General features: G+C 33.0%; 24 protein-coding genes. 15 read left to right on the plus strand and 9 right to left on the minus strand.

Annotation, left to right across the window (positions count from 1 at the left end):
* Positions 1–38 precede the first annotated feature (38 nt).
* Both HNP35_RS01165 and HNP35_RS01170 read left to right on the plus strand, forming a co-directional pair.
* Positions 39–461 carry a hypothetical protein gene (locus HNP35_RS01165; RefSeq protein ID WP_095953867.1) on the plus strand — a complete coding sequence of 141 codons (423 nt, stop codon included), beginning with the start codon at positions 39–41 and terminating at the stop codon, positions 459–461.
* A 92-nt stretch (positions 462–553) separates the two neighbouring features.
* Entirely contained in the window at positions 554–1,045 is a 492-nt protein-coding gene (locus HNP35_RS01170) for a septal ring lytic transglycosylase RlpA family protein (protein ID WP_184159255.1), read from the plus strand.
* 31 nt (positions 1,046–1,076) lie between these two features.
* Here HNP35_RS01170 and HNP35_RS01175 read toward each other — a convergent pair whose 3' ends face one another.
* On the minus strand, positions 1,077–1,532 hold the full coding sequence (locus HNP35_RS01175; RefSeq protein ID WP_184159253.1) for a DinB family protein: 456 nt from the start codon (positions 1,530–1,532) through the stop codon (positions 1,077–1,079).
* Positions 1,533–1,611: 79 nt separating this feature from the next.
* On the opposite strand from HNP35_RS01175, the gene HNP35_RS01180 reads away from it, so the two are divergent.
* The 6 genes from HNP35_RS01180 to nadD all read left to right on the plus strand — a co-directional run bounded on the left by HNP35_RS01180 (position 1,612) and on the right by nadD (position 5,124).
* On the plus strand, positions 1,612–1,959 hold the full coding sequence (locus HNP35_RS01180) for an arsenate reductase family protein (protein ID WP_184159251.1): 348 nt from the start codon (positions 1,612–1,614) through the stop codon (positions 1,957–1,959).
* A 94-nt stretch (positions 1,960–2,053) separates the two neighbouring features.
* Positions 2,054–2,914, plus strand: a complete 861-nt coding sequence (locus tag HNP35_RS01185; RefSeq protein WP_184159249.1) for a YicC/YloC family endoribonuclease — start codon at positions 2,054–2,056, stop codon at positions 2,912–2,914.
* Positions 2,914–3,510 carry a hypothetical protein gene (locus HNP35_RS01190; protein WP_184159247.1) on the plus strand — a complete coding sequence of 199 codons (597 nt, stop codon included), beginning with the start codon at positions 2,914–2,916 and terminating at the stop codon, positions 3,508–3,510. Before HNP35_RS01185 ends, HNP35_RS01190 begins: the two co-directional genes overlap by 1 nt.
* 24 nt (positions 3,511–3,534) lie before the next feature.
* A complete protein-coding gene (gmk, locus tag HNP35_RS01195) occupies positions 3,535–4,107 on the plus strand; it encodes a guanylate kinase (RefSeq protein ID WP_184159245.1) in 573 nt (190 codons plus the stop codon).
* A 37-nt stretch (positions 4,108–4,144) separates the two neighbouring features.
* Entirely contained in the window at positions 4,145–4,510 is a 366-nt protein-coding gene (locus HNP35_RS01200; protein WP_184159244.1) for a four helix bundle protein, read from the plus strand.
* A gap of 32 nt (positions 4,511–4,542) precedes the next feature.
* Positions 4,543–5,124 carry a nicotinate (nicotinamide) nucleotide adenylyltransferase gene (gene nadD / locus HNP35_RS01205; RefSeq protein WP_184159241.1) on the plus strand — a complete coding sequence of 194 codons (582 nt, stop codon included), beginning with the start codon at positions 4,543–4,545 and terminating at the stop codon, positions 5,122–5,124.
* A gap of 331 nt (positions 5,125–5,455) precedes the next feature.
* On the opposite strand, the gene HNP35_RS01210 is transcribed toward nadD, so the two are convergent.
* From HNP35_RS01210 to HNP35_RS01230, 5 genes are all read right to left on the minus strand, one after another.
* Positions 5,456–6,925, minus strand: coding sequence for a nicotinate phosphoribosyltransferase (locus HNP35_RS01210; RefSeq protein WP_184159239.1), 1,470 nt, complete (start codon positions 6,923–6,925; stop codon positions 5,456–5,458).
* Positions 6,926–6,948: 23 nt separating this feature from the next.
* Positions 6,949–7,476, minus strand: coding sequence for an NADAR family protein (locus HNP35_RS01215; protein WP_184159237.1), 528 nt, complete (start codon positions 7,474–7,476; stop codon positions 6,949–6,951).
* A gap of 92 nt (positions 7,477–7,568) precedes the next feature.
* Positions 7,569–8,402, minus strand: a complete 834-nt coding sequence (gene prs / locus HNP35_RS01220) for a ribose-phosphate diphosphokinase (RefSeq protein WP_184159235.1) — start codon at positions 8,400–8,402, stop codon at positions 7,569–7,571.
* Between the two features lie 75 nt (positions 8,403–8,477).
* Positions 8,478–9,170 (minus strand): NUDIX hydrolase, encoded by a 693-nt coding sequence (locus HNP35_RS01225; RefSeq protein ID WP_184159232.1) that lies wholly within the window; start codon positions 9,168–9,170, stop codon positions 8,478–8,480.
* A gap of 17 nt (positions 9,171–9,187) precedes the next feature.
* Positions 9,188–10,093: a LysR family transcriptional regulator gene (locus HNP35_RS01230; protein WP_184159230.1), complete on the minus strand. Its 906-nt coding sequence runs from the start codon at positions 10,091–10,093 to the stop codon at positions 9,188–9,190.
* 85 nt (positions 10,094–10,178) lie between these two features.
* Here HNP35_RS01230 and HNP35_RS01235 point away from each other — a divergent pair, with 85 nt between their 5' ends.
* The 7 genes from HNP35_RS01235 to HNP35_RS01265 all read left to right on the plus strand — a co-directional run bounded on the left by HNP35_RS01235 (position 10,179) and on the right by HNP35_RS01265 (position 20,775).
* A complete protein-coding gene (locus HNP35_RS01235; RefSeq protein ID WP_184159228.1) occupies positions 10,179–10,940 on the plus strand; it encodes a type 1 glutamine amidotransferase domain-containing protein in 762 nt (253 codons plus the stop codon).
* A gap of 174 nt (positions 10,941–11,114) precedes the next feature.
* Positions 11,115–12,272 (plus strand): iron-containing alcohol dehydrogenase, encoded by a 1,158-nt coding sequence (locus HNP35_RS01240; RefSeq protein WP_184159226.1) that lies wholly within the window; start codon positions 11,115–11,117, stop codon positions 12,270–12,272.
* A gap of 366 nt (positions 12,273–12,638) precedes the next feature.
* Positions 12,639–13,634 carry an NAD(P)H-dependent glycerol-3-phosphate dehydrogenase gene (locus tag HNP35_RS01245; protein ID WP_184159224.1) on the plus strand — a complete coding sequence of 332 codons (996 nt, stop codon included), beginning with the start codon at positions 12,639–12,641 and terminating at the stop codon, positions 13,632–13,634.
* Between the two features lie 377 nt (positions 13,635–14,011).
* Positions 14,012–16,702, plus strand: coding sequence for a TonB-dependent receptor (locus HNP35_RS01250; RefSeq protein ID WP_184159222.1), 2,691 nt, complete (start codon positions 14,012–14,014; stop codon positions 16,700–16,702).
* A gap of 11 nt (positions 16,703–16,713) precedes the next feature.
* Positions 16,714–18,024, plus strand: a complete 1,311-nt coding sequence (locus HNP35_RS01255) for a DUF4876 domain-containing protein (RefSeq protein WP_184159220.1) — start codon at positions 16,714–16,716, stop codon at positions 18,022–18,024.
* A 12-nt stretch (positions 18,025–18,036) separates the two neighbouring features.
* Positions 18,037–19,632, plus strand: coding sequence for a DUF6850 family outer membrane beta-barrel protein (locus tag HNP35_RS01260; protein WP_184159218.1), 1,596 nt, complete (start codon positions 18,037–18,039; stop codon positions 19,630–19,632).
* A gap of 3 nt (positions 19,633–19,635) precedes the next feature.
* Positions 19,636–20,775 (plus strand): cytochrome-c peroxidase, encoded by a 1,140-nt coding sequence (locus HNP35_RS01265; protein ID WP_184159216.1) that lies wholly within the window; start codon positions 19,636–19,638, stop codon positions 20,773–20,775.
* A gap of 221 nt (positions 20,776–20,996) precedes the next feature.
* Here the strand turns inward: HNP35_RS01265 and HNP35_RS01270 are convergent, their stop codons facing one another.
* The 3 genes from HNP35_RS01270 to HNP35_RS01280 form a co-directional block, all read right to left on the minus strand.
* Positions 20,997–21,404, minus strand: coding sequence for a hypothetical protein (locus tag HNP35_RS01270; RefSeq protein WP_012022855.1), 408 nt, complete (start codon positions 21,402–21,404; stop codon positions 20,997–20,999).
* A gap of 80 nt (positions 21,405–21,484) precedes the next feature.
* Positions 21,485–22,504 carry a phenylalanine--tRNA ligase subunit alpha gene (gene pheS / locus HNP35_RS01275; RefSeq protein ID WP_184159214.1) on the minus strand — a complete coding sequence of 340 codons (1,020 nt, stop codon included), beginning with the start codon at positions 22,502–22,504 and terminating at the stop codon, positions 21,485–21,487.
* A gap of 122 nt (positions 22,505–22,626) precedes the next feature.
* Positions 22,627–22,983, minus strand: a complete 357-nt coding sequence (locus tag HNP35_RS01280) for a hypothetical protein (protein WP_184159212.1) — start codon at positions 22,981–22,983, stop codon at positions 22,627–22,629.
* Between the last annotated feature and the right edge of the window lie 15 nt (positions 22,984–22,998).

Here is a 22,998-nt window from a genome sequence, read left to right on the forward strand (position 1 = left end):
ATTTTTGTTATATTTGTTTCAAACAAAAAACAAGGTTTATGTATAATTTTCTACAAAAATTCCACTCTGGATGGGCCTATTTAGCATTACTGCTTTTGCTTGTTGCAGTTGTTAATGCAATCATCGGAGTAACATCAAAAAAAGAGTTTACAGCTAAAGATCGCAAAATTGCTTTATTTGCTTTAATCGGGACTCATACACAGTTATTAATTGGTTTAATACTATATTTTGTTTCTCCACTTGGAAAAGCAGCTTTTGGCCAGATGTCAAATGCAGAACTTAGATTAACATCATTAGAACATCCGCTTATTAATCTTATTGCAATCGTCCTTATTACAATTGGATGGTCTAAACATAAAAAATTAATCAATAGCGAAGCTAAGTTTAAAACCTTTGCTATATTTTACGGATTAGGATTATTGCTTATTTTAAGTAGAATTCCATGGAACCTTTGGTTCTAGAAAAAACCAATTAAGAGCCCTTTCAACAGGGCTTTTTTTATCTCGGCATATTATTTGTACAAACTCCCCCCAAGTCTGAAAAAAAATAACCCATGAGAAATAAAAAAATCATTTTATTCGCCACAATCGCTTTCACTTTAATTAGTGGTTTTACCTATGTTATAAGTCAAACAAAACCTGCAACAGACCCAAAAATCACTCAAGACACTGTAAAAAATGCAAGACCCAATATTATTGCATTACCTGTAGATTCTGTTTTTACAGACAAAGGATTAAAACTTAGACCATACAAAAAAAACGCACATGCCTCCTACTATGCAGATCGTTTTAATGGAAAAAGAACCGCTAACGGAAGCAGATTCAACAACAACAGTTACACGGCAGCTCACAAAAAACTTCCTTTTGGAACTAGAGTAAAAGTGACCAATGAAGCAAACGGAAAGTTTGTTATTGTAAAAATTACCGACCGCGGCCCGTTTGTAAAAACCCGCGAAATCGATTTGTCCAAAAGAGCTTTTATGGATATCACCAAAAATAAAGGTGCCGGAGCAATGAAAGTTACAATCGAAACTATAGTAGAATAAAAAAAATCCCGCTTTAAAAGCGGGATTTTTTTTAAACCAATTTCCTTAAAGTCATCACAATTCCGGTATGAATTCCTTCGTGATAATTATTAAAATCTAATGCATCTTGAACGTTACTCAAAGTAAATCCCATGCTGGTTGTATATTCATTATAATCAACAAAAAGACCGCTTTCAAAATCATTTTTCGTTTTTTCAAATGTGCTTAAAAGTAAAGTTTTAACCTCATTTACCTCTTCTTCAGAAACATCTCCTTCTGGTTTTGTTCCTTTTCGATATTTCAAAATAAATTCTTCTGAAACCATTGTCGGGAGACCAGATAATTTATAAACCAATGTTTGCTGCGCTGCAACGCAATGTGCCACATTCCAAATAATATTGTTATTGAAGCCTTGCGGAATTTTGTTTAATTGTTCTAAAGAATGACTTTCTAAAATTTTCAAGAGAATTTCTCTTATTGTTTTTTGGGTTTCAAAAACTGAACTCATGTTATTATTTTTTTTCTAAAATTAATCATTTTTAAGTTTCAAATGATTTTTCTTTGTAGTCTAATACAATTCAAAAATCATGGACAAAATATATTATTTAGCATCTTGCGATACGTGTAGAAAAATCATTAAAAGCTTACCAGAAAATAATTTAGTATTTCAAGATATCAGACAAGAGCCAATTACCGAAGAACAGCTTGAAGAAATGTACAAACTTTCAGGAAGTTACGAAGCCTTATTTAGCAAAAAAGCGCAGTTGTATAAATCAATGGACTTGAAAAACAAATCTTTGACCGAAGCGGATTTCAAAAAATACATCTTAGAACACTACACTTTCTTAAGCCGTCCGGTTTTTATTATTGATGGTAAAATTTACATCGGCAACAGCCAAAAAAATGTTGCAGAAGTTATAAAAGCATTATCGTAAGAATCCTATTCCGTAATTTGTACGAAACTGATTTACAATTTACAACACAAAGCAGCAAACTTTTAATTATCTTTGCGCCTTTATACTCAATTATATGATACAATCTATGACAGGGTTTGGCAAAGCTTCTTTGCAATTGCCTACAAAAAAAATTACTGTAGAAGTAAAATCCTTAAACAGCAAAGGTTTAGATCTAAATGTAAGAATGCCATCGCTTTATCGCGAAATGGAATTAGGATTACGCACACAGATTTCGACCAAATTAGAGAGAGGAAAAATTGATTTTGCGATTTACATCGAAAACACCGCGGAACAAACTTCTACTAAAGTAAATGTACCTGTTGTAAAGTATTATATTGCTCAATTGAAAGAGGTTAATCCTGATGCAGATGAAACTGAATTAATGAAAATGGCCGTTCGTATGCCAGACACATTAAAAACAGAACGTGAAGAAATTGACGAAAATGATTGGGAAGAAATTCAGGTTATCATTGACGAAGCGCTTCAAAACATCTTAAATTTTAGAAAAGACGAAGGCGAATCTTTAGAAAAAGAATTTAATCTAAGAATTGGAAATATTCGCCAGTTTATGAATGATACTTTGGCTCTTGATCCAGAACGTATTCAAGCAATTAAAGATCGTTTGCAGAATGCTATTTCAGAATTACAGGTTAATGTAGACGAAAACCGTTTTGAGCAGGAATTAATCTATTATTTAGAAAAATTAGATATTACAGAAGAAAAAGTACGTTTAGGAAATCATTTAGACTACTTTTTAGAAACGTTAAACGGTTCTGAAGCCAATGGTAGAAAACTTGGTTTCATCACTCAAGAAATGGGACGCGAAATCAATACAATGGGTTCAAAGTCGAATCATGCTCAAATGCAGAAATTAGTTGTGCAAATGAAAGATGAATTGGAGAAAATTAAAGAGCAGGTATTAAACGTTCTTTAATGATTCGCTATTTCATTTTCTTCTTTTTTATAGTTTTCAGTTGTTTTGGACAAGAAGTATCCGAAATTAATAAAGTTTTAGAAATACCTGACACTTTAACTTATAAAAAAGAAATTCGAATTTACAAGAAATACCAAACAACTTACAATTCTGTAATTTTTAGAATGTATGATGAAGGGAATAACAATTGGATTGTTTTTATCTATTATTATTCAGATAAGTTTAAAGATATTACTAAAATCAATGGAATAACATTTCCAAAAGAAAAAATTGGAAAACTAAAACCAAAAGATGCGGAATTAATTTGGCTTAATTTACTTATTACAAATATCGAATTTCTTCCAAACATGGAAACCATAAGATATAAATTTGGCAAGCCAAAAATTGATTCAGATAGAGGTGAGCGAGGAATCTCTAAAACAGAAAAACATGTTTTAGATGGAGTTGGATACAAAGTGTATGTTAGAAATGAAAAGAATATAAATAATTTTTCTTTCGATAATCCAGAAACATATTTAAAGTATTATCCAACAGTCGATGAATTAATTTCATATAATGAATTACTATCTGTCCTAGAAAAAGAATTTAGCTTTTAAAGGCAGATCACACATAAACACACAATGAACAAAGGAAAATTAATTGTTTTTTCGGCGCCATCAGGATCGGGAAAAACAACTATCGTAAAACATTTATTAGGGCAAGAAGATTTAAATCTTGAATTTTCAATCTCGGCTGCCTCACGCGACCCGCGCGGAGAAGAAGTTCACGGAAAAGATTATTATTTTATTTCGTTAGAAGAGTTCAAAAAACACATTAAAGCCGAGGATTTCCTAGAATGGGAAGAAGTATATCGCGATAACTTTTACGGGACTTTAAAATCTGAAATCGAACGCATTTGGGCTTTAGGAAAAAATGTAATTTTTGACATTGATGTTGCGGGAGGATTACGTATTAAACATAAATTCCCTGAACAGACTTTAGCCGTTTTTGTAAAACCACCAAGTGTTGACGAACTTAAAAGAAGATTAAAAGAACGTTCTACAGAAAGTGAAGACAAAATCAATATGCGTATTGCTAAAGCCTCTGTTGAATTAGCTACTGCTCCACAATTTGATGTGATTATCAAAAATTATGATTTAGAAGTTGCTCTTGAAGAAGCGCATCAATTGGTTAAGGACTTTGTTTCTAAATAGGTGATTAGTAAAGAGTAATTAGTAAATAGCACGGAAAATGAGTGAAATAAGATCTTATAAAGATTTATTGATCTGGCAGAAAGGAATTAAAATTGTGTCATTGATTTATCAATTAGTAAAATCATTTCCTAAAGAAGAATTGCTTGCTTTAACAAGTCAACTAAAAAGAGCTTCTGTATCCATTCCATCAAATATAGCAGAAGGTTATGGTAGAAATACGGACAAATCTTTTAGTCATTTTTTAAATATTTCTAGAGGCTCATTATTCGAAATTGAAACTCAATTACTAATTGCAAATGATCTTGGTTTTATAACTAGTCAAACTCTTTACAAAGAAATTTTGAATCAAATTGAGGAAGAATCTAAAATGATTAATGCTTTTTCTAAAACACTAAAAGACTAATCACTTTTTACTAATAACTAGTTACTTCGACTATGAAAATAGGTCTTTATTTCGGCACATATAACCCTATCCATGTTGGTCATTTAATTATTGCCAATCATATGGCAGAATATGCAGGTTTAGATCAAATTTGGATGGTTGTAACACCTCACAATCCGTTAAAAAAGAAAGCAACTCTTTTAGACGACCAACAACGCCTTCAAATGGTTTTTCTGGCAACAGAAGATTATCCAAAGATAAAACCATCGGATATTGAGTTTAAATTACCTCAGCCAAGTTATACCGTAATTACCTTAGCACATTTACAAGAAAAATATCCTTCTCATGAATTTTCATTAATCATGGGCGAAGACAATTTGAAAACCCTTCATAAATGGAGAAACTATGAAGTGATTCTGGAAAATCATGATATTTATGTGTATCCGAGAATCTCAGACGAACCTGAAAATGTAGAATTAAAATCGCATCCAAAAATTCATGTTATTGATGCGCCCATTGTAGAAATTTCTTCGACTTTTATTCGCAACAATATTAAAGAAGGTAAAAATATTCAGCCTTTGCTACCTCCGAAAGTTTGGGAATATATTGATCATAATAACTTTTATAAGAAGTAAAAAGATATTCAATTGCCTCCAGTTTTAACTGGAGGTTTTCTATTTTGAACAATAAATGGCTTTAGCCAAAATTGCTATGTTTGGCTAAAGCCGATTAAGAAAAACCCTTTTTTAACGTCCAGTTAAAACTGGAAGCAACTCTTTCAAACTACACACAATCTTGTCATTTCGACGAAGGAGAAATCTTCGCGAGTAACTCCTCAATCAAAATCGTCAATCTTTGTAGAGCTACTTGCGAAGATTTCTCCCTCCGGTCGAAATGACAAACAGAACGCAAAAAACTCAATTCACAAAAAAAGCCTGAACTTACATTCAGGCTTTCGTTTTATAATTAAGCTTCGATACTCACTTCGCTTTTTACTCTTGTTCTGATTTCACTAAGTGATTGATCCACTAAAAGTTTTCCATCTCTAAAAACCTCCTTCAATTCGCCTTGTTTTTCTTCTTCCCAAGAAACATTATCAGTTAAATGATACTTGCCATCGATTAAATCAATTTTCATCAATCCTTTGGCAGATTTTTTAGTTCCGTCGTCTGTAATCGGATCTTTGAAGATGGCTCTTCCTTCTCCGTTTACTTCTCCGTAAGTAGCTTTCATTGCAAAACCGAAAGTATCTCTGGTGTTATATTGGTAGGTAAAAGATCCTATTCCCAAAACAACATTTGTAGAAGCGAAACCTTTTTCTTTTAATCTTTCGCATATTTGAGTTGCTCTCGCTACCGTAATACTATCTCCATATATAGCACCAATTTGAGGTACTAATTCTTTGAACCCTTTAGCATTTGTTGAACCTCCAAAAACATCCCAAAGCAATTCGATAACACCTTTCTTTTCTTGTTCTGTTTTCCCATTTGGATTTCCGCAGATAATATCAACCGGATCGCCACTGTCAGGGCGAATTACCACTTTACCTTCTCTAGAAACTATTTCTTGTTTTAATCTTGGAAGATAATCTGTTAGAACTTTCCATAGATCCCAAGTATCAGAAACGATAGAAACAATTCCTTTTGGGTATACTTCTGTAATCAATCTCTTGAAAGTTTCGTACTCGCCTTCTGTCGTTCCCATACACATTACAGAATGTTCCGTTGCTGCAACTGAACCAGCAACTAGTTCTTGATCCGAATTGGCATTGTAATATTCTTCTAAGAAATCGATAGCTGGAATGGTATCAGAACCTGTAAAACTTAACAAATGTCCAGCTGCAGAAGTCAGCGCCGCTTCGATTCCACCCATTCCTCTCATTGAGAAATCGTGTGCTTGCCAATCTACAAATTCAGGAACAGAAGAGGTTTCTGCTGCGTATTTGTCTAATACTTTTCTATATTCTTTTGCAATTGTAGCTGAATTACAAGGCAACCAAACTACCGCTGAAAGTAAAGTTTCGAAATAATTTGTCAGCCAGAAAAATTCTGGAATTGTATTGTACATGGTAAACATTGGCACACGCAACGGAACGCTTGCTCCTTCTGGCAAAGCTTTAAAAACCATCGGAATATATCCTAAATCGTGTAAATCTTCGATATGTTTTGTACCAACTTGGTTTTCGCCCAAATAATTATTGATTCTGCGAGCGTATTTTGCAACAACTTCTTCTTTTGGTTTTTTAAAGAAATACTCTTCGAAGTCGTGAATGATATATTTTTTAATGAAATATTGCAATCCGAAAAAGATCACTTCATCAACAGTTTCAATTCTTGATTTTCTTGGTGTCCAGTTAGAGTACACGATTGTTGTTCCGTCTGGATATTGTCTTCTGTGGTCAACTTTGTAACCGTCGGTTAATAGTAGTGGGTTCATATATTTTTATTTAAATATTCAATTTATCTCAATTCATCTCTAACTTCCATCAGAGCAAAACCTAAAAGATTTAGCCCTTTCCATTTTTCAGGAATCGCAGCGTGAGTATGATCGCTTGCCATACCAATTCCCCAAATAGGATCTACTGGACTTGCTTCAACCAAAACGCGGTCTTTTGTACTCAATAAAAATGCTTTCAAATCAGGATTTTGGCTAAACTTATGCAAATTTCCTTGTTTTACAATTTCAAATCTATTGGCTAACCAAAGCTGATCATCATAATTTCGTACTTCACGTCCTAATTTTTTAGCTTCTGCGGGAGAATCCGATGCGATTATTTTCTCTAAAATTTCATAATCTTCAAATAATAAAGCTTTTTTCGCCATCATCCAATGTTCGGCCGTTTTACACAGTACGCCATCGACTTCAAAGGCACTTAACCACCATTGGCTAAAACAGGTTTTTGTAATCGTTCCGTCTTCACTTGCTTGATGTCCCCAGAAAAATAAAAACTTACTTTCTGGAGCTATTGTTGGTATATCGTATTTCATTTTGTTTGTCTTTTTTTTGTTTCAGATTTCAGTTTTAAAGTTTCACGTTATTCATTAAACCTGAAACTTGAAACTTGAAACTTGAAACTTTTTTAAACTAACTGATCCAGTCCAATTACTTGAACACTTTCGCCTTCAAAATCTTTAAAAGAATTGGTTGTGAAGATTTTATCAAAGCAGTTCAACACTTCAAAACCTTTATTAAAAATTCCGTGGCTTACAGCTAAGTATAATTTTCCGGCATTTTTCTTCTTCAATTCTTCAGCCAATCCTACAAAAGTTCCACCTCCGTCACAAATATCATCAACAATCAAACAATCCATTCCTTGCAAATCGTCTTCGTATACTTTAAAACCAGATAATTTTCCAGTTTTAACGTCACGGCTTTTACTGCATTCTACAACTTCTACTCCGCCTAAAAATTCAGAAACTTTATAGATTTTCTTTAAAGCTCCTCCGTCTGGAGAAATCAATTTTACATCATTTCCGATATTTTCTAAAACTGCTTTTATAAAAGTATAATTCGGAATTACGGTACTATTATTCAACAAAGCAGGTGTAACTTCAGAATGCGCATCAAAAACATAGACTTTACTCAATTGCAATGCATTTATAATGTCTGCATAAACTTTTACAGATAATGGTTCGCCAGGAATCATAACGCGATCTTGTCTTGCGGCTGGGAAATACGGAATAAATAGATCGATAATTTTAACGTCCATTCTTCTTAAAGCATCAACTGTGATACACAATAATCCTAAATCGTTGAATGAATTTAATCGATGTGTAATGGTTACTTTTCTGTTTGGATCAAAATCTGGATTGATTTTAATATGAGGTTCTCCTCCAGAAAATGTAAAACTTTGAAATTTGATTTCTTCCTGATTTTGAAAAGGATCGAATTTTGGGTCAAGATTTAGTATCATAATTTTTATAGTTTGCGTTAATTATACGCAAATGTAAAATTTAATTTTAAATAAACAATATGTTTTGTGTAAAAATTACGCAAACTTTATTTCGAAGTGAAAACCTTTTTCAATTAACTCTTTGTATTTCTGCTTATTGAACCTAAAAAGTTTAGCTGGACGACCACTTTTTACAGAAGAAATTTTATCTGTTTGTTCTAAAATATCAAAGCTTAATATTTTTTTTCGGAAGTTTCGACGATCAATTTCTTTTTCTAAAATAGTGCAATAAAGATTTTCGAGATCAGAAAAAAGAAATTCTTCAGGAAGTAAATCGAAACCAATTGGCTCATAAGTTAACTTCGCTTTTAGCCTTTCTATTCCGCTTTTTAAAATTAAATTATGATCGAAAGCCAAAGACGGAATTTCATCTATTTTAAACCATTGCACTCTTTCTGCATCTGTACTGGCTTTAATCTCTAATTTCGAAGCATCAACCAAAGCGTAATAAGCAACCGAAATAACACGATTTCTAGAATCTCGATGAATATCATCTCCAAACGTGTATAATTGCTCCATAAAAGTCAATTGTACATTTGTTTCTTCATGCAATTCACGAATAACGGCATCGCTCAAAGATTCTTCATCTTTTACCAAACCGCCAGGCAGAGCCCAATATTTATCTGAAGAACCGAATTGCTGTTCTATCAATAAAGCATAAAGACCATTGCTTTTATAACCAAAAACAATGGCATCAACGGCAATTCTAATATTTTGTAATTTTTCCATGTTTAATTTCTAGGCAATTATAATCGATTCCCAAAAAAGAGCTTTAATTCTTTCTCAATTATATCAAAAAACGATTTCAAATTATTATTTTTTGGAGCCAGTAAATACACAAATTCTTCTGGAACATGAAAACTATTCCATAACAATTGTAGTTTATTTTCTTTAATCAATTTTCTGGCGTTGCAATTCCAAGTCGCAGCAATTCCCTCATTTTTAGATAAAAGTCTAAGCATTTCAGATTCCGAAGGAATAATATAATTCGGCACCATTGAAGGTCTTTTTTTATTAAAAGCATGTAGCCAAAATACTTTTATATGTGGTATTCGAGCATCATGACTGTACCATTTTTGCCCATTAAGCCATTGTTCAATTTCTGCGTAATTGTCTGCTTTTAGTCTGAGGCGAAATTCATTTATATCCAAACTTGTTGGTGCGACCAATATCAATTTGATTTTACCTACAATCTCATAGGTAGTATCAAATGTATCGAACCTTTTTGTTGTAATGGCAAAATCAAGTTTTTTAGCATCAACCAATGCAAAAAGCTCGTCATTTTCTGCAAAAGTAAAATCGATTAAATCGAACTTAGAAATAAGAAGATCTCCAACACAATCAAAAAGATGTTTTGAAATTCCGACCGAAATTAGTCTATTCGCATCTTCAGCTTTAGCACGAAAGCTAGTTTCCACATTTTCAAGCCTTTCTAATGCATCTATTATTAAATTATTTAGTAACTTAGCGTATTCGGTCGGCTCAACTCCTTTCGATTTCCGGTTAAATAATTTATTTCCAACGTGCGCCTCAAGCATTGAAATCTGCTGACTAACCGCGGGCTGACTCATAAATAATTCCTTCGCAGCCACTGAAAAATTACCGTTTTTGTAAACTGCCTTAAAAGTTCTGTACCATTCTAGATTTACCATGATATAAATTTATTAATAACAAACATAGTTTATTTTATTTTTACTGATATCACATAAGGCGTAAATTTGTTGAAAATTTAATCTTATGAAGAAAATAGCATTACTCGCAATAACTGCATTTATGGCCGTAAGCATATCCGCTGAGGCTCAGAAGTCTAATAAAAAAAGTATGAAAAAAGTCTTATTTGTTGTTACCAGCAATGATAAACTGGGCAATACAGGAGAGAAAACAGGATTTTGGTCAGAAGAATTTGCTGCACCATATTATGAATTACTAGATCAAGGCGTTGAAATTTCAATTGCTTCTCCGCTTGGAGGACAACCGCCAATTGATCCAAAAAGTGCCGATCCAGCTTCGGCAACAGAAGACACGAAACGTTTTGATGCCGATAAAGTTTTACAAGAAAAATTAAAAAACACGTTAAAGCTTTCGACAGTGAACCAAAAAGATTACGACGCTGTATTTTATCCAGGAGGTCACGGTCCGCTTTGGGATTTGGTTGAAGACAGAAATTCTATCGCTTTAATTGAATCTTTTTACACTCATAACAAACCTGTAGCTTTTGTTTGCCATGCTCCAGCAGTTTTGAAAAACGTAAAAGTAAATGGACAATATTTAGTAAAAGGTAAAAAAATTACCGGTTTTACTAATGATGAAGAAGAAGCGGTTGGTTTAACAAAAGTGGTTCCGTTTTTATTGGAAGATTCTTTAGCATCAAACGGAGGAATCTTTTCTAAAGGACCAAACTGGCAACCATACGCAGTTGAAGACGGACTTTTAATAACTGGACAAAATCCTGCTTCATCAAAATTAGTAGCTGGAAAATTGTTACAGAAATTGAATTAAAAAAAGGGACTAAGAGACTGAGCCACTAAGGTTCTAAGGTTTTTTGTTAGCAACCTAAAAACTCAATCTCTTCCATTAATTAATAAAAAAATAATCAACCCGATACTAAGATTCTGAGTCTACTAAAAAAAACTTAGTCCCTCAGAACCTTAGCATCTTAGAACCTTAAAAAAAATGCTAAACTTTGAATTATATAATCCGACGAATTTAATCTTCGGAAAAGGGCAAATTGAAAAACTTTCGACTCTAGTTCCAAAAAACGCTAAAATATTATTGGCTTATGGTGGCGGAAGTATCTTTAAAAACGGAATTTACGATCAAGTAATCAACAATCTAAAAGGTTTTGAAATTGTAGAATTTGGTGGAATTGAACCAAATCCAAGATTTGAAACTTTGATGAAAGCTGTTGAAGTTATCAAAACAGAAAAAATCGATTTTATTCTTGCTGTTGGCGGAGGATCTGTAATTGATGGCGTGAAATTTATCTCAGGAGCCGTTAATTTTGAAGGAAATCCGATTGACATTCTACAAAAAAGAATATTAATTAAAGAAAACGCTTTACCGTTTGGAACTGTTTTGACACTTCCAGCAACAGGAAGTGAAATGAATTCTGGCTATGTGGTAACGATTGAAGCAACTCAAGAAAAATTATCTTCTGGCGGAAGTGCTTTATTTCCACAATTTTCTATTTGTGATCCAACTGTAATTTCTTCTTTACCAAAAAGACAAATCGAAAATGGTGTTGTAGATGCCTACACTCACGTTATGGAACAATATTTAACATATCCAACCGATGCTTTTCTTCAAGATAGAATTGCAGAAGGAATTTTGCAGACTTTAATTGAAGTTGGTCCTGGAGTTGTAAAAAATCCAACAGATTATACTTTGGCATCCAATTTTATGTGGAGCTGTACAATGGCTTTGAACGGATTGATCCAGAAAGGTGTTCCAAGCGATTGGGCAACACATATGATCGGTCACGAATTAACAGCTTTGTATGAAATCGATCATGCTAGAACTTTGGCTATTATTGGTCCAAGTCTTTATACTGTAATGTTTGAAACTAAAAAAGGCAAATTGGCTCAATATGGAAGACGAGTTTTCAATTTAACAGGCTCTGATGAGGAAGTTGCAAAAGAAGCCATCAACAAAACAGTTGAGTTTTTCCATACAATGGGAATGGATACTAAACTTTCTCAATACACAGAAGATTATTCAAAAACTGCAGATTTTATCGTAAATCGTTTTGATGAAAGAGGTTGGAAAGGTTTAGGAGAAAATCAATTAGTAACTTTAGACAAAGTGAAGTCTATTGTGGAACTTTCTTATTAGTCGCAGTTTAAGTCGCAGTATTCAGTATCAGTTGACAGTTTAATATGTCGCTGAAAACTGAAACTGAGACTGAAAACTATTAATACAAAAATCAAAAAAGGCGTTCTTAATTTTTTAAGAGCGCCTTTTTAAAATACTAAAACAAAACTAACTAACTCGAATCTTTGTAAATTCATTAAAATTCTAATTTATAAAGACTTATAACGTTGACCTGTTTCTTTTATTGTATTGCATTCGAAAAAAAAAATATTTTAAACCAAAAACTCTTGAAAGTCATTGTAATTAAAGGCTTTTTTCAAATTTCTTAAATGAGGTTTTGCTTTATTAGCACATTATTAAGTACTTTTGTTTTAAATTATTAAAATAATGAGCGAAAAATTAAAATTTGCAGTGATTGGTGGTGGAAGCTGGGCAACGGCAATTGCGAAAATGTTATGCGTTAATCTTTCAGAAATTGCTTGGTACATGCGAAATGATTCGGCAATCGAACATATTCAGAAATACAAGCACAATCCGAACTACTTAAGTTCTGTTGAATTTGACACCAATAAACTCAAATTAACTAACAATATAAACGAAGCGATAGAATATGCAGATTATATCATTTTTGCGATTCCTTCTGCTTTTCTTGATGCTGAATTGAAAAATATGACGGTTTCTTTAGCCGATAAAATTATTTTTTCTGCCATTAAAGGAATTGTTCCTGAAACGAGTTTGATTGTTGGTGAACATTTTCATATTCAATACGATATTCCATATTACAATATTGGAGTAATTACGGGTCCGTGTCACGCAGAAGAAGTGGCATTAGAAAGACTTTCTTATCTAACAATTGCTTGCGGAGATCCGGATAAAGCTAAAACGGTTGCCAAAACACTTTCAGGAAATTACATTAAAGCAAAAATATCAGACGATATTATCGGAACTGAATATGCTGCAATGCTGAAAAACATTTACTCAATTGCTGCCGGAATTGCTCATGGTTTAGGCTATGGAGATAACTTCCAGTCGGTTTTGATGAGTAATGCCATTCGTGAAATGAAGAAATTCATTAGAAAAGTGCATAAAATGAAACGTAACATTAATGATTCTGCTTATTTGGGCGATTTATTGGTTACAGGATATTCCGTTTTCTCTAGAAATAGAATGTTCGGAAATATGATTGGAAAAGGTTATACCGTAAAAAGTGCCATGATGGAAATGAGTATGGTTGCAGAAGGTTATTACGCAACAAAAAGTGCTTATAAATTAAATCAAGGTTACGGAGCAAAAACACCAATTATCGATGCGGTTTATGCCGTTTTATATGAAGGAAAAGATGCTAAATCTGTTTTCAGAAAATTGACTGAATCTTTGGATTAGTTTTTCAGAAAACGGAAAATAGAATAAAGAGAATAGAGCTGGAAAATTATTTCTGGCTCTTTTTTTGTTTTAAAGAGTTAGAAAAAGAATAAACAAAACGTGAAATACAAACTGCTTTTAACAGGAATTATTCGGTTTTAGAATACATCAAACCTACATCTTTTATTAAAAAATTTCATTCTATATTCTTACAAAAACATTTAAGAAAAAATTAACTGTTTATCAGCGCTGTAGCTTTTAAACTTAAGCCGTTGTTTTGCTTATTTTCTCACAATTTTACAAAATCAATATTTTACAAATCCCTTATTTTGCATTGCTTCGCAAAGAATTATTGATATTTTTGCATCACTATTTTTATTTGTTCTAATTAAATACAGATGCGTTTTATTACAATTCTTCTTTTGTTTACCCAAATTCTTTTTTCTCAAAAGACGATTTCGGGTAAAGTTTTATCAAAAGAAACTTCTACATCTTTGGCAGGTGTTTTTGTTCGCGATACCAAAACCGAAAACTGGACTATTTCTGATAAAGACGGAAACTTCACAATCACAATTCCCTATTTTCAAGATATTGAATTGAACTTTTCCATTCTTGGGAAAAAAGATGTTAATCAGACTTTAAAAAACAATCAAAGCACGATTACGGTTTATTTGGAAGATAATACGCTTTTCCTTAAGGAAGTTGTGGTTACGGCCGAAAAAAAACGCCAATACTCGGAATTAACCTTGGGAACAAATGCAATAAACAATGTTCAGGCTTTTTCTCTAGATGATGTTTTGCAACAACTTCCCGGACAAACAACTGTAGATTTTAATCTGAATCAATTTAAAAATATTGTTTTCCGCTCGGCATCTGATGGAAATTCTTCTAAAAACAATAAAGCTTTTGGGACTGCATTTGTAATAAATGATATTCCGATTTCAAACAATGAAAATATGCAGTCCTTAAATCCAAACGTAACAGGGCCATATGGTTATTATCGTCCAAATACTTTCGGGGCATCAAGTACAAATATGTTTACCAATGCCAATTATGGTGTCGATTTAAGAGAAATTCCAACTAATAGTATTGAAGAAATAAAGGTTATACAGGGAATTCCATCAGCAAAATATGGTGACTTGACCTCAGGACTTGTATTGATTACAACAAAAGTTGGATATAGTCCGTATCGTGTATCGGCTTCTATTCGTGACGCAACGACAGAATTCAACTTAACAAAAGGTGTAAAATTTAACGCCAACAATTCGATGAATATTGGTTTCAACTATTTGGATTCTAAAACGGATCCCAGAAATAATCTATTAAGCTATCAAAGAGTGAATGGAAGTTTTTCTTGGCAGACCAAAAATAAATCTTCGAAAATTAAAAACACACTAAGCACTACTTTTCGAGCTAATATAGATGATGCCAAAAAAGATCCTGATGACATTACAGATGCCGTTGTAAAAAATGACAAAAAAGGTATTTCTATCTCTGATAATTTTATGTGGAAACCTAATAATTTATGGGTTGATGGTATAAACATAAACAGTGGTTTTTCGTATGATAAGCAATTATCCCGAAAAGAACAATGGATGAATACATCGCTTACGGCGGCAACTAATTCTCTAGAAGCGGGAATTCATGAAGCTTATGTTCTTCCCTCACAGTATACAAGTATTGCTACTGTAGAAGGAATTCCGATTTCGTCTTTTTTTAGTATCGAAGCAAATAAAGCAATTACTAATAAAGCCCAATGGGTTCATAGTTTAGTTTTTGGTTTGTCTGGAAGAACAAGCTCTAACAAAGGAGAAGGACGAAAAAGCGGGATAAGCGGATTGCAAAATTTCTACACTTTGGATCAAGCAAATGAAAGCATATTAGGTTACAGAGACTATAATTTTAACAGAGTAAGAACTGAAAGTCAGATTTCTGCTTACTTTGAAGATCGCATCTATAAAAAATTTGAAGAAAATAGAATTTTAAATATCGATTTTGGAGTACGATATGAAAATCAGGCGGGAAATGTATCGTTGCAACCTCGTCTAAACTCTTCTTACTCAATAAATAAAACTTTTAGATTTAGAGGCGGATTGGGTTTGTCATCAAAAGCACCATCACTTAATCAATTGTATACTGGAGAACGTTACATTGACCGATTGGTTGGAAACGGAATCTATAGTTATCCTGGTGTATACCAAAAAGCATGGATTCAAACTATTATAGCTCCAGGAGACAATCTGAATTTAAAGCCTTCAAAATCTTATAGAACAGAAGCAGGATTAGATATCAATCTTCCTTTTGCCGATATAAATGTAACTGGATATTACAATACATTAAACAACGGTTTTACTAGTCAGCTGGTTCCTGTTTATCAAGAAGTGCCAAAAGTTACAGTGAACATTGTTGGTGCAGAAATTCCAACTTATGAAATTACGGGAACGGAAAAATTCTATTATTTCACGCAAAGTGTTCAAAACAATAGCACTTCTAAAGATTTCGGTGTTGAGTCAATTATAAATTTCCAGAAAATTAAAGCCTTAAATCTTGACGTAAGCATGAATGCTTCTTATGTTAAATCAAATGATTTTAATAGAACGGTACTTTATGTAAAATCTACCAATTTACTTGCTGAAGAAAAATATGGTATCTATAATTCAGATCCAGTTGTAAATGAAAATTTTACAGCAAGTTTTAATTTCAATTACCATATTCCAAAAGCAGGGCTTGTTTTGTCTTTAAGAAGCGAACATATTTTATTGCAAACCAGCAATTCTCCAACAAGAAATTTTCCAAATGGTTATTTAGATAGCCAATTAGTTTATCATGAAATTCCAGAAGAAGACCGCACCAACACACAAAAATATGGACATCTTATCCGCGATTTAGACACTTCGCAATATAAGCTTGATCGAATGCTCCATAATTTTCATTTACGCGTTTCCAAAGACTTCTTAAATGGATTTAGTGTTTCATTTTATTCAACGAATTTCTTAAATCTTAAACCTTATTACTACGTTGAAGGAGAAAGATATCCATCAGATATTGCAAACTTCTCCTTTGGAACCCGACTTAATTATCAATTTTAAATCTATATACTATGAAAAAAATTCTCTCGATTTTTATACTCTTATTTGCATTCATCATCCAGTCTTGCAGCAACGATGATAACGAAAATGAAGCATTAAAACCAGTTGATTTTAGCGTTTCTCTTAAATACGATGCAACTTTTAACAGTCAGGTTGTTAAAAAAGCAAGCGTAACTATTGTCAATACAGAAACGGCCAACAAATATACGGTTGAATCGGACGAAACTGGTGTTGCTCTTTTTAAGCAAATTTTACCTGGAACTTATTCTATTACGTCTACAAAAGTAATTCAGTCAGCTGAGTTTACTGAAACTTTCGGTTATACGCCAACAGAGGCTGAAATCAATTTTAATGGTGCTGAAAGCAGTGTTATTGTAAATGCAACAGCTACAACCGCAAACATAGAAATGAAAACTTCTAAAGTAGGTGATTTTGTAATTAAACAAATTTACTACGGAGGTTCTGACACTAAGAAAGGTGCCGTATTTAGAGATCAGTTTATTGAAATTTACAATAACTCGAACACAGTACAGTACGCAGATGGTTTATACATGGCACAACTTACTGGTTCTACGACAACAACGGTAGCATCTTACTCTTTACCTAATGGCCAGTTTGACTGGAGCAAATCTGAAGGAATGACAATGGGGAATACTGCAAATACGGATTACGTTTACGGAATCAACATCATTAAAATTCCTGGCAACGGAACTCAATATCCTGTAGAACCAGGGAAAAGCATTGTTATCGCACAAAATGCCATTAACCACAAAGCTAATTATGTTGACAATAATGGTAAAGCGGTTAGTATTTTAAGCCCTGAATTAACGGTAGATTTAAGCACTGCAGATTTCGAAGCCTTTTTAGGTACATATTCTGGCAGCACTTATCAATATGACATTCAAAATCCTGCTGTTCCAGATGTAATTATTGCTTATTGGGGAAATAGCAACAATGACTTGATTTTAGATTCATTAGGAAGACAAGCTTATACTATTTTTAAAATGACTGATGCTGAATTTGCGGCATTAAAAAAATACAAAAACCCTAAAGGTGATGCTCCTTTGTCTGTTCAAATTCCAGTCGCTATTCTAATAGACGGTGTTGACACAACGAGAGATTTAGGAACACTATTAGTTCCTAAAAAATTACCATCTCAAATTGATGGAGGAAATACATACATTCCTTCTGGAGCTTATTCTTCAAAATCTGTAATGAGAAAAACAAAAACTACCATTGCTGGAAGAATTGTTCTTCAGGACACAAATAACTCTACAAACGACTTTGTAGAAGTAACTGCAAATCCAAGAGGTTTCAACTAAAAATTTTCTTTAATGAAAATCAATAAAATTAAAATAAATGACATGAAAAGTAATGCCTGGAAAAACTGGGCATTACTTCTTTTGTTGTTTTCTTTTGTTTTTAATGTGAATGCACAAGACACTATAAAAGTGCAAAATCATATTATTGACAATCAGATTAAAAATCAAATTTTTAAATACCCAATCGTTTACACCAATCCAAATATTAAGGATTTTACTTTTACTGAAGTTTCTTATGAGCATCAGCAAAATGAATTTGCCAGAAAACAGGTTGCAAACGAAATCAATACCTATCAATTTTCAGCACAGGGATATTTTACAACAAAATCCAAATGGAAACTGTTTGGTGATTTGGCTATTAAAAAAATACTAGAAAAAAATCTCGGCTGGGTACTTTCTGACGATCGTTCCGAAGAGCAAGAAGTTATAACTCCTCATTATTTTTATGTCCCGAGAAAAGCCGATTGGGATAACCAAACTTATGCATTAAGCGGTGGTTTTTCTAAAGATATTACCAATCATTTATCTGTTGCCATTAAAGCCAATTACGGTGCAGAAAAATATAACAGAATTGCAGATCCTAGACCTCAAATTACCAACAGAAAAATGGGAGGAGAAATACAAATTGGCTATCAGATTACAGAAAATCACAAAGCATTTATTTTAGGTAATTATACCGAAAACAAAAAAGATTACACTTATTCATACAGTAATCCTAATTTAAATTTTGAAGCGTTTCCCGAAACTTATCTTCGATTTAATGCGGGTTATGGAAGGGTTCTAAATTACTTTAAATCAATCGAAAAAACCTCTATTTATAATTACAGAGATCTTAGAGATAAAGTAGGTTTAGGATATACCTTTTCAAATAAAAAAACAATTATAACGGCTTTGTTTTACAAACAAAATTCCAACAATGTTTTTTACCCAAGTTCTTATACACTTAAAGAAACCGAAAGATTAAAACTTAAAACGAATTCAAATCATGCCGAAATATTTGGTATGTACAGATGGAATAAAAAAGAAATTCAGTCGACTTTACAATTTGACCAAAGTGAAGCTCGTAATTTTGACAAACAAAGCAATGGTTACAATTATACCAATTTGCTAAATAAACTGAATTGGACAGCATCGCTTTCTAAAAAAACAGGTTCAAAGATTGATTATTTGTTTGGTCTAAATATGCTTTACCAGCAAAACGAATACGATGATATTTTGGCAACAGCCCATATTGAGTTAAATTCATTAAATACTGGAATTTATACTAGTAAAGATTTCGCTTTCGCTAAAAGCAAACTGAACACAACTGTAAGTTTCAACATGTATTTCCCGCTTCCATCAAAACTGGAATATTATGATACTTCAGGCGGAACAAATGCCCGTTTTTTTGATGAAGTAATTATTCATGATTATGCCGTAAGCACAACCAATTATTTTGCGCCTGGATTACGTTTACAGTACAGCTATCCAACAAAAAACAAAAAAACGGTGGTTTTCTTTACCGATTTAAAAGAGAAAATCGCACTTAAAAAACAAACTGATTATCCAGTCAGTATTAATACCAATACCACCTATTGGGTTCAAATGGGTGTACAATTAAATTATTAAAGAATGAAAACGAAATTAATTGGCATTGGAGTAATGATATTTTCACTTATCATGCTTTCTTATGCCAAAATTGAACCAAACTTATCTATTGCCGAATTAAAAAGATTATACAGCAGCGGCGATTATCAAAAATGGCCAAAGCCTGAAGTAGACTCTATAGTCTACACCCAAGGATTTGAAGATATCGGAGTTTTGGGTAAACCCGAATTTCCAGAAAACAATCCGTATACAGAAGAAAAAGCCGAATTAGGGAAAGTACTTTTCTTTGACCCAAGATTATCCAAATCGGGACAAATTTCCTGTGCCAACTGCCATGATCCAGAATTAAACTGGGGTGATGCCAGAAGAGTTTCTTATGGCGAAGGAAGATTGCAAGGAATTAGAAATGCGCCAAGTTTAATGAATATTGCCTACTCTAAAGTTTTCTTTTGGGATGGAAGAGCCGCAACTTTAGAAGATCAGGCCAGCTTTCCAATTCAAGACACTAAAGAAATGAATTTCCATATCGATTTAGCAACAAAACGTTTGAACAAAATCAAAGGCTATAAACCGTATTTCAAGAAAGCTTTCGGAAAAGAAAAACTAACACAAGAAGAGATTTTAAAAGCAATTGCCACTTTCGAAAGAACTTTAATCAGTCCGAAAAGTAAATTCGACAAATTTGTTGCTGGAGATTCTACACAGCTAACCAACAGGCAAGTTGAAGGTTTGCATTTATTTCGTACTAAAGCGCGTTGCATTAATTGTCATAATACGGCAAATTTTTCAGATAATAAATTTCACAACATCGGTTTGACATATTACGGAAGAGAATATGAAGATTTAGGAAGATACAATGTAACTGGAAAAGCCGAAAATGTGGGCGAATTTAAAACGCAATCTCTAAGAGGCGTTTCACAAAATGCACCTTATATGCATAACGGTTTATTTCCAAACATTCGTGGCGTATTGAATATGTACAACGCAGGAATGCCACAACCCAAAAGAAAAGAAAATCAGTTAAACGACACTTTATTCCCAACTACTTCGAAACTGATTAAAAAATTACAGCTAAACAAATCTGAAATGGATGCTTTAGAAGATTTTATTTCGAGTTTATCAACGGGAGCTTATAAAATGAGACCGCCTGTTTTACCGCAGTAGTTTTTTAGAAGGATGAAGAAGAAAGAAGAAAGAAGAAAGAAGAAAGAGGCAAGAAGAAAGAGGCAAGAAGAAAGAGACTAGGAGAAAGAGACAAGAAGCAAGAAAAAAGACTTATTTCTAAGAATAAAAAAAGAGCCAAACTGAATATAGTCTTGGCTCTTTCTTCTTTGTTCTATCTAAATCTTAATCTAGTCTTTCCTCTTGCTTCTTTCTTCTTTTAACTACTTCACCATCACCCCTTCAACAAACAAAATCGGCACTTCTTCCGTTTTATTTTCGTCAAGCGAATTGGCTTTAAAGATAAATTTCTTGTCGTACAAAGTATTTCCGATAAAGAAAGTCACCATAAATTCGTTATTTAATGCTAAAAGGCTTTTTTCTACCAATTCTATCTTCACAACAGAAACCGAAGGAACCTCAACAAAAGCATGACGCAGAATTGACGTTTTTTTCATCTCTCCATCAATAGTTCCAAATGCTTTTGAAACTACCATTACGCTGTCTAAGTTAAAGTCACTGTCGTTAACTAAATAAGCGTACCACACTTTTTCCATAAAATCGTCACTCCATTCCTGCACTGCCGCAAGAAATACGTTCTCAACTTCTGGAATTATTATATCTTTTTTCATAATCTTAGTAATTAGTAAAAAGTAAATAGTGATTAGAAAGAAAGCTTCTCACTAATCACTATTCACTAATAACTTTATTTTTAAATATTTGCTTTAAACTGCTCTAAGAAACGAACATCATTTTCGTAGAACATACGAATATCTCCAATTTGGTATAAAAGCATTGCGATACGCTCAACTCCCATTCCGAAAGCAAAACCGTTGTATTCGTCTGGATTAATATCACAGTTTTTCAAAACGTTTGGATCTACCATTCCGCAACCTCCAATTTCCAACCAGCCTGTTCCTTTTGTGATACGGTAATCAGTTTCTGTTTTTAGTCCCCAATAAATATCAATTTCAGCACTTGGTTCTGTAAATGGGAAATAAGACGGACGAAGACGAATCTTAGATTTTCCGAACATTTCTTTTGTGAAATAAAGCAATGTTTGTTTCAAATCTGCGAAAGACACATCTTTGTCAATGTACAATCCTTCCACTTGATGGAAAATACAGTGCGAACGAGATGAAATCGCTTCGTTACGGAAAACACGTCCCGGAGAAATCGTACGAATTGGCGGTTTATGATTTTCCATATAACGCACCTGAACAGATGATGTGTGCGTACGCAACAAAACATCAGGATTAGTCTGAATGAAAAACGTATCCTGCATATCACGCGCCGGATGATATTCCGGTAAGTTCAATGCTGTAAAGTTATGCCAGTCGTCTTCAATTTCTGGACCTTCAGAAACATTGAATCCGATATTAGCAAAAATATCGATAATCTGATTTTTAACTATAGAAATAGGATGACGAGAACCAATAATTACTGGTTCTGCCGCACGAGTTAAGTCTCCGAAAATGCCTTTTGACTCTTCTTTGCTTTCTAAAGTTTCAACAATTGACTTAACTTTTTCTTCAGCTGCATTTTTCAATGCATTTATAACTTGTCCAAATTCTTTTTTCTGATCGTTTGGAACGTTTTTAAATTCTGCGAAAAAATCATTTAAAACACCTTTTTTTCCTAAGAATTTTATACGGAATGCTTCTAGTTCTTCTTTGTTTTCAGTTGAAAAAGATTGGGCTTCCCCAATATAATCTTTAATCTTATCTATCATTTTCATTCAGTTCTTGAGAATACAAATTTAGTGTTTTTAGTTGAAAGTGTGCGGTCGCAGTAGCAGTTTTAAGAATTATTAAGATCAAAACTGTAAACTGTGACTGCAACTGCGACTAAAAACTACTCTATAAGTTTTCTTTCTAAAAAATAATTTACAATTGCTTCTTTCATTAAAACCGACTGCTCGCCTGCTTTTAATGCTGGCAATTGTTCTTTCACTTTATAATGTGGCCATCCTTCTGAATCAAAAAAATCGAATTCATAAAACCCATAAGGCTCTAATAATCGGCATATTGCAATATGCATAAGATTTAACTTTTCGTCTTTTTTAAATTCTCGGTGTACTTTTCCAAGTTCTTGCACTCCGATTAGGTAAATTATGGCATCCAAATCTAAATCTTCGCCTTGCGAAAACTGATTGGAAAGTATATCAACGAGCTTTTCCCATCGCTCTTTTAATTGTGTATCTCTAGACATTACGTGATTTTAGAT

This window comes from Flavobacterium notoginsengisoli (assembly GCF_014207905.1).
Lineage (GTDB): Bacteria > Bacteroidota > Bacteroidia > Flavobacteriales > Flavobacteriaceae > Flavobacterium > Flavobacterium notoginsengisoli_A.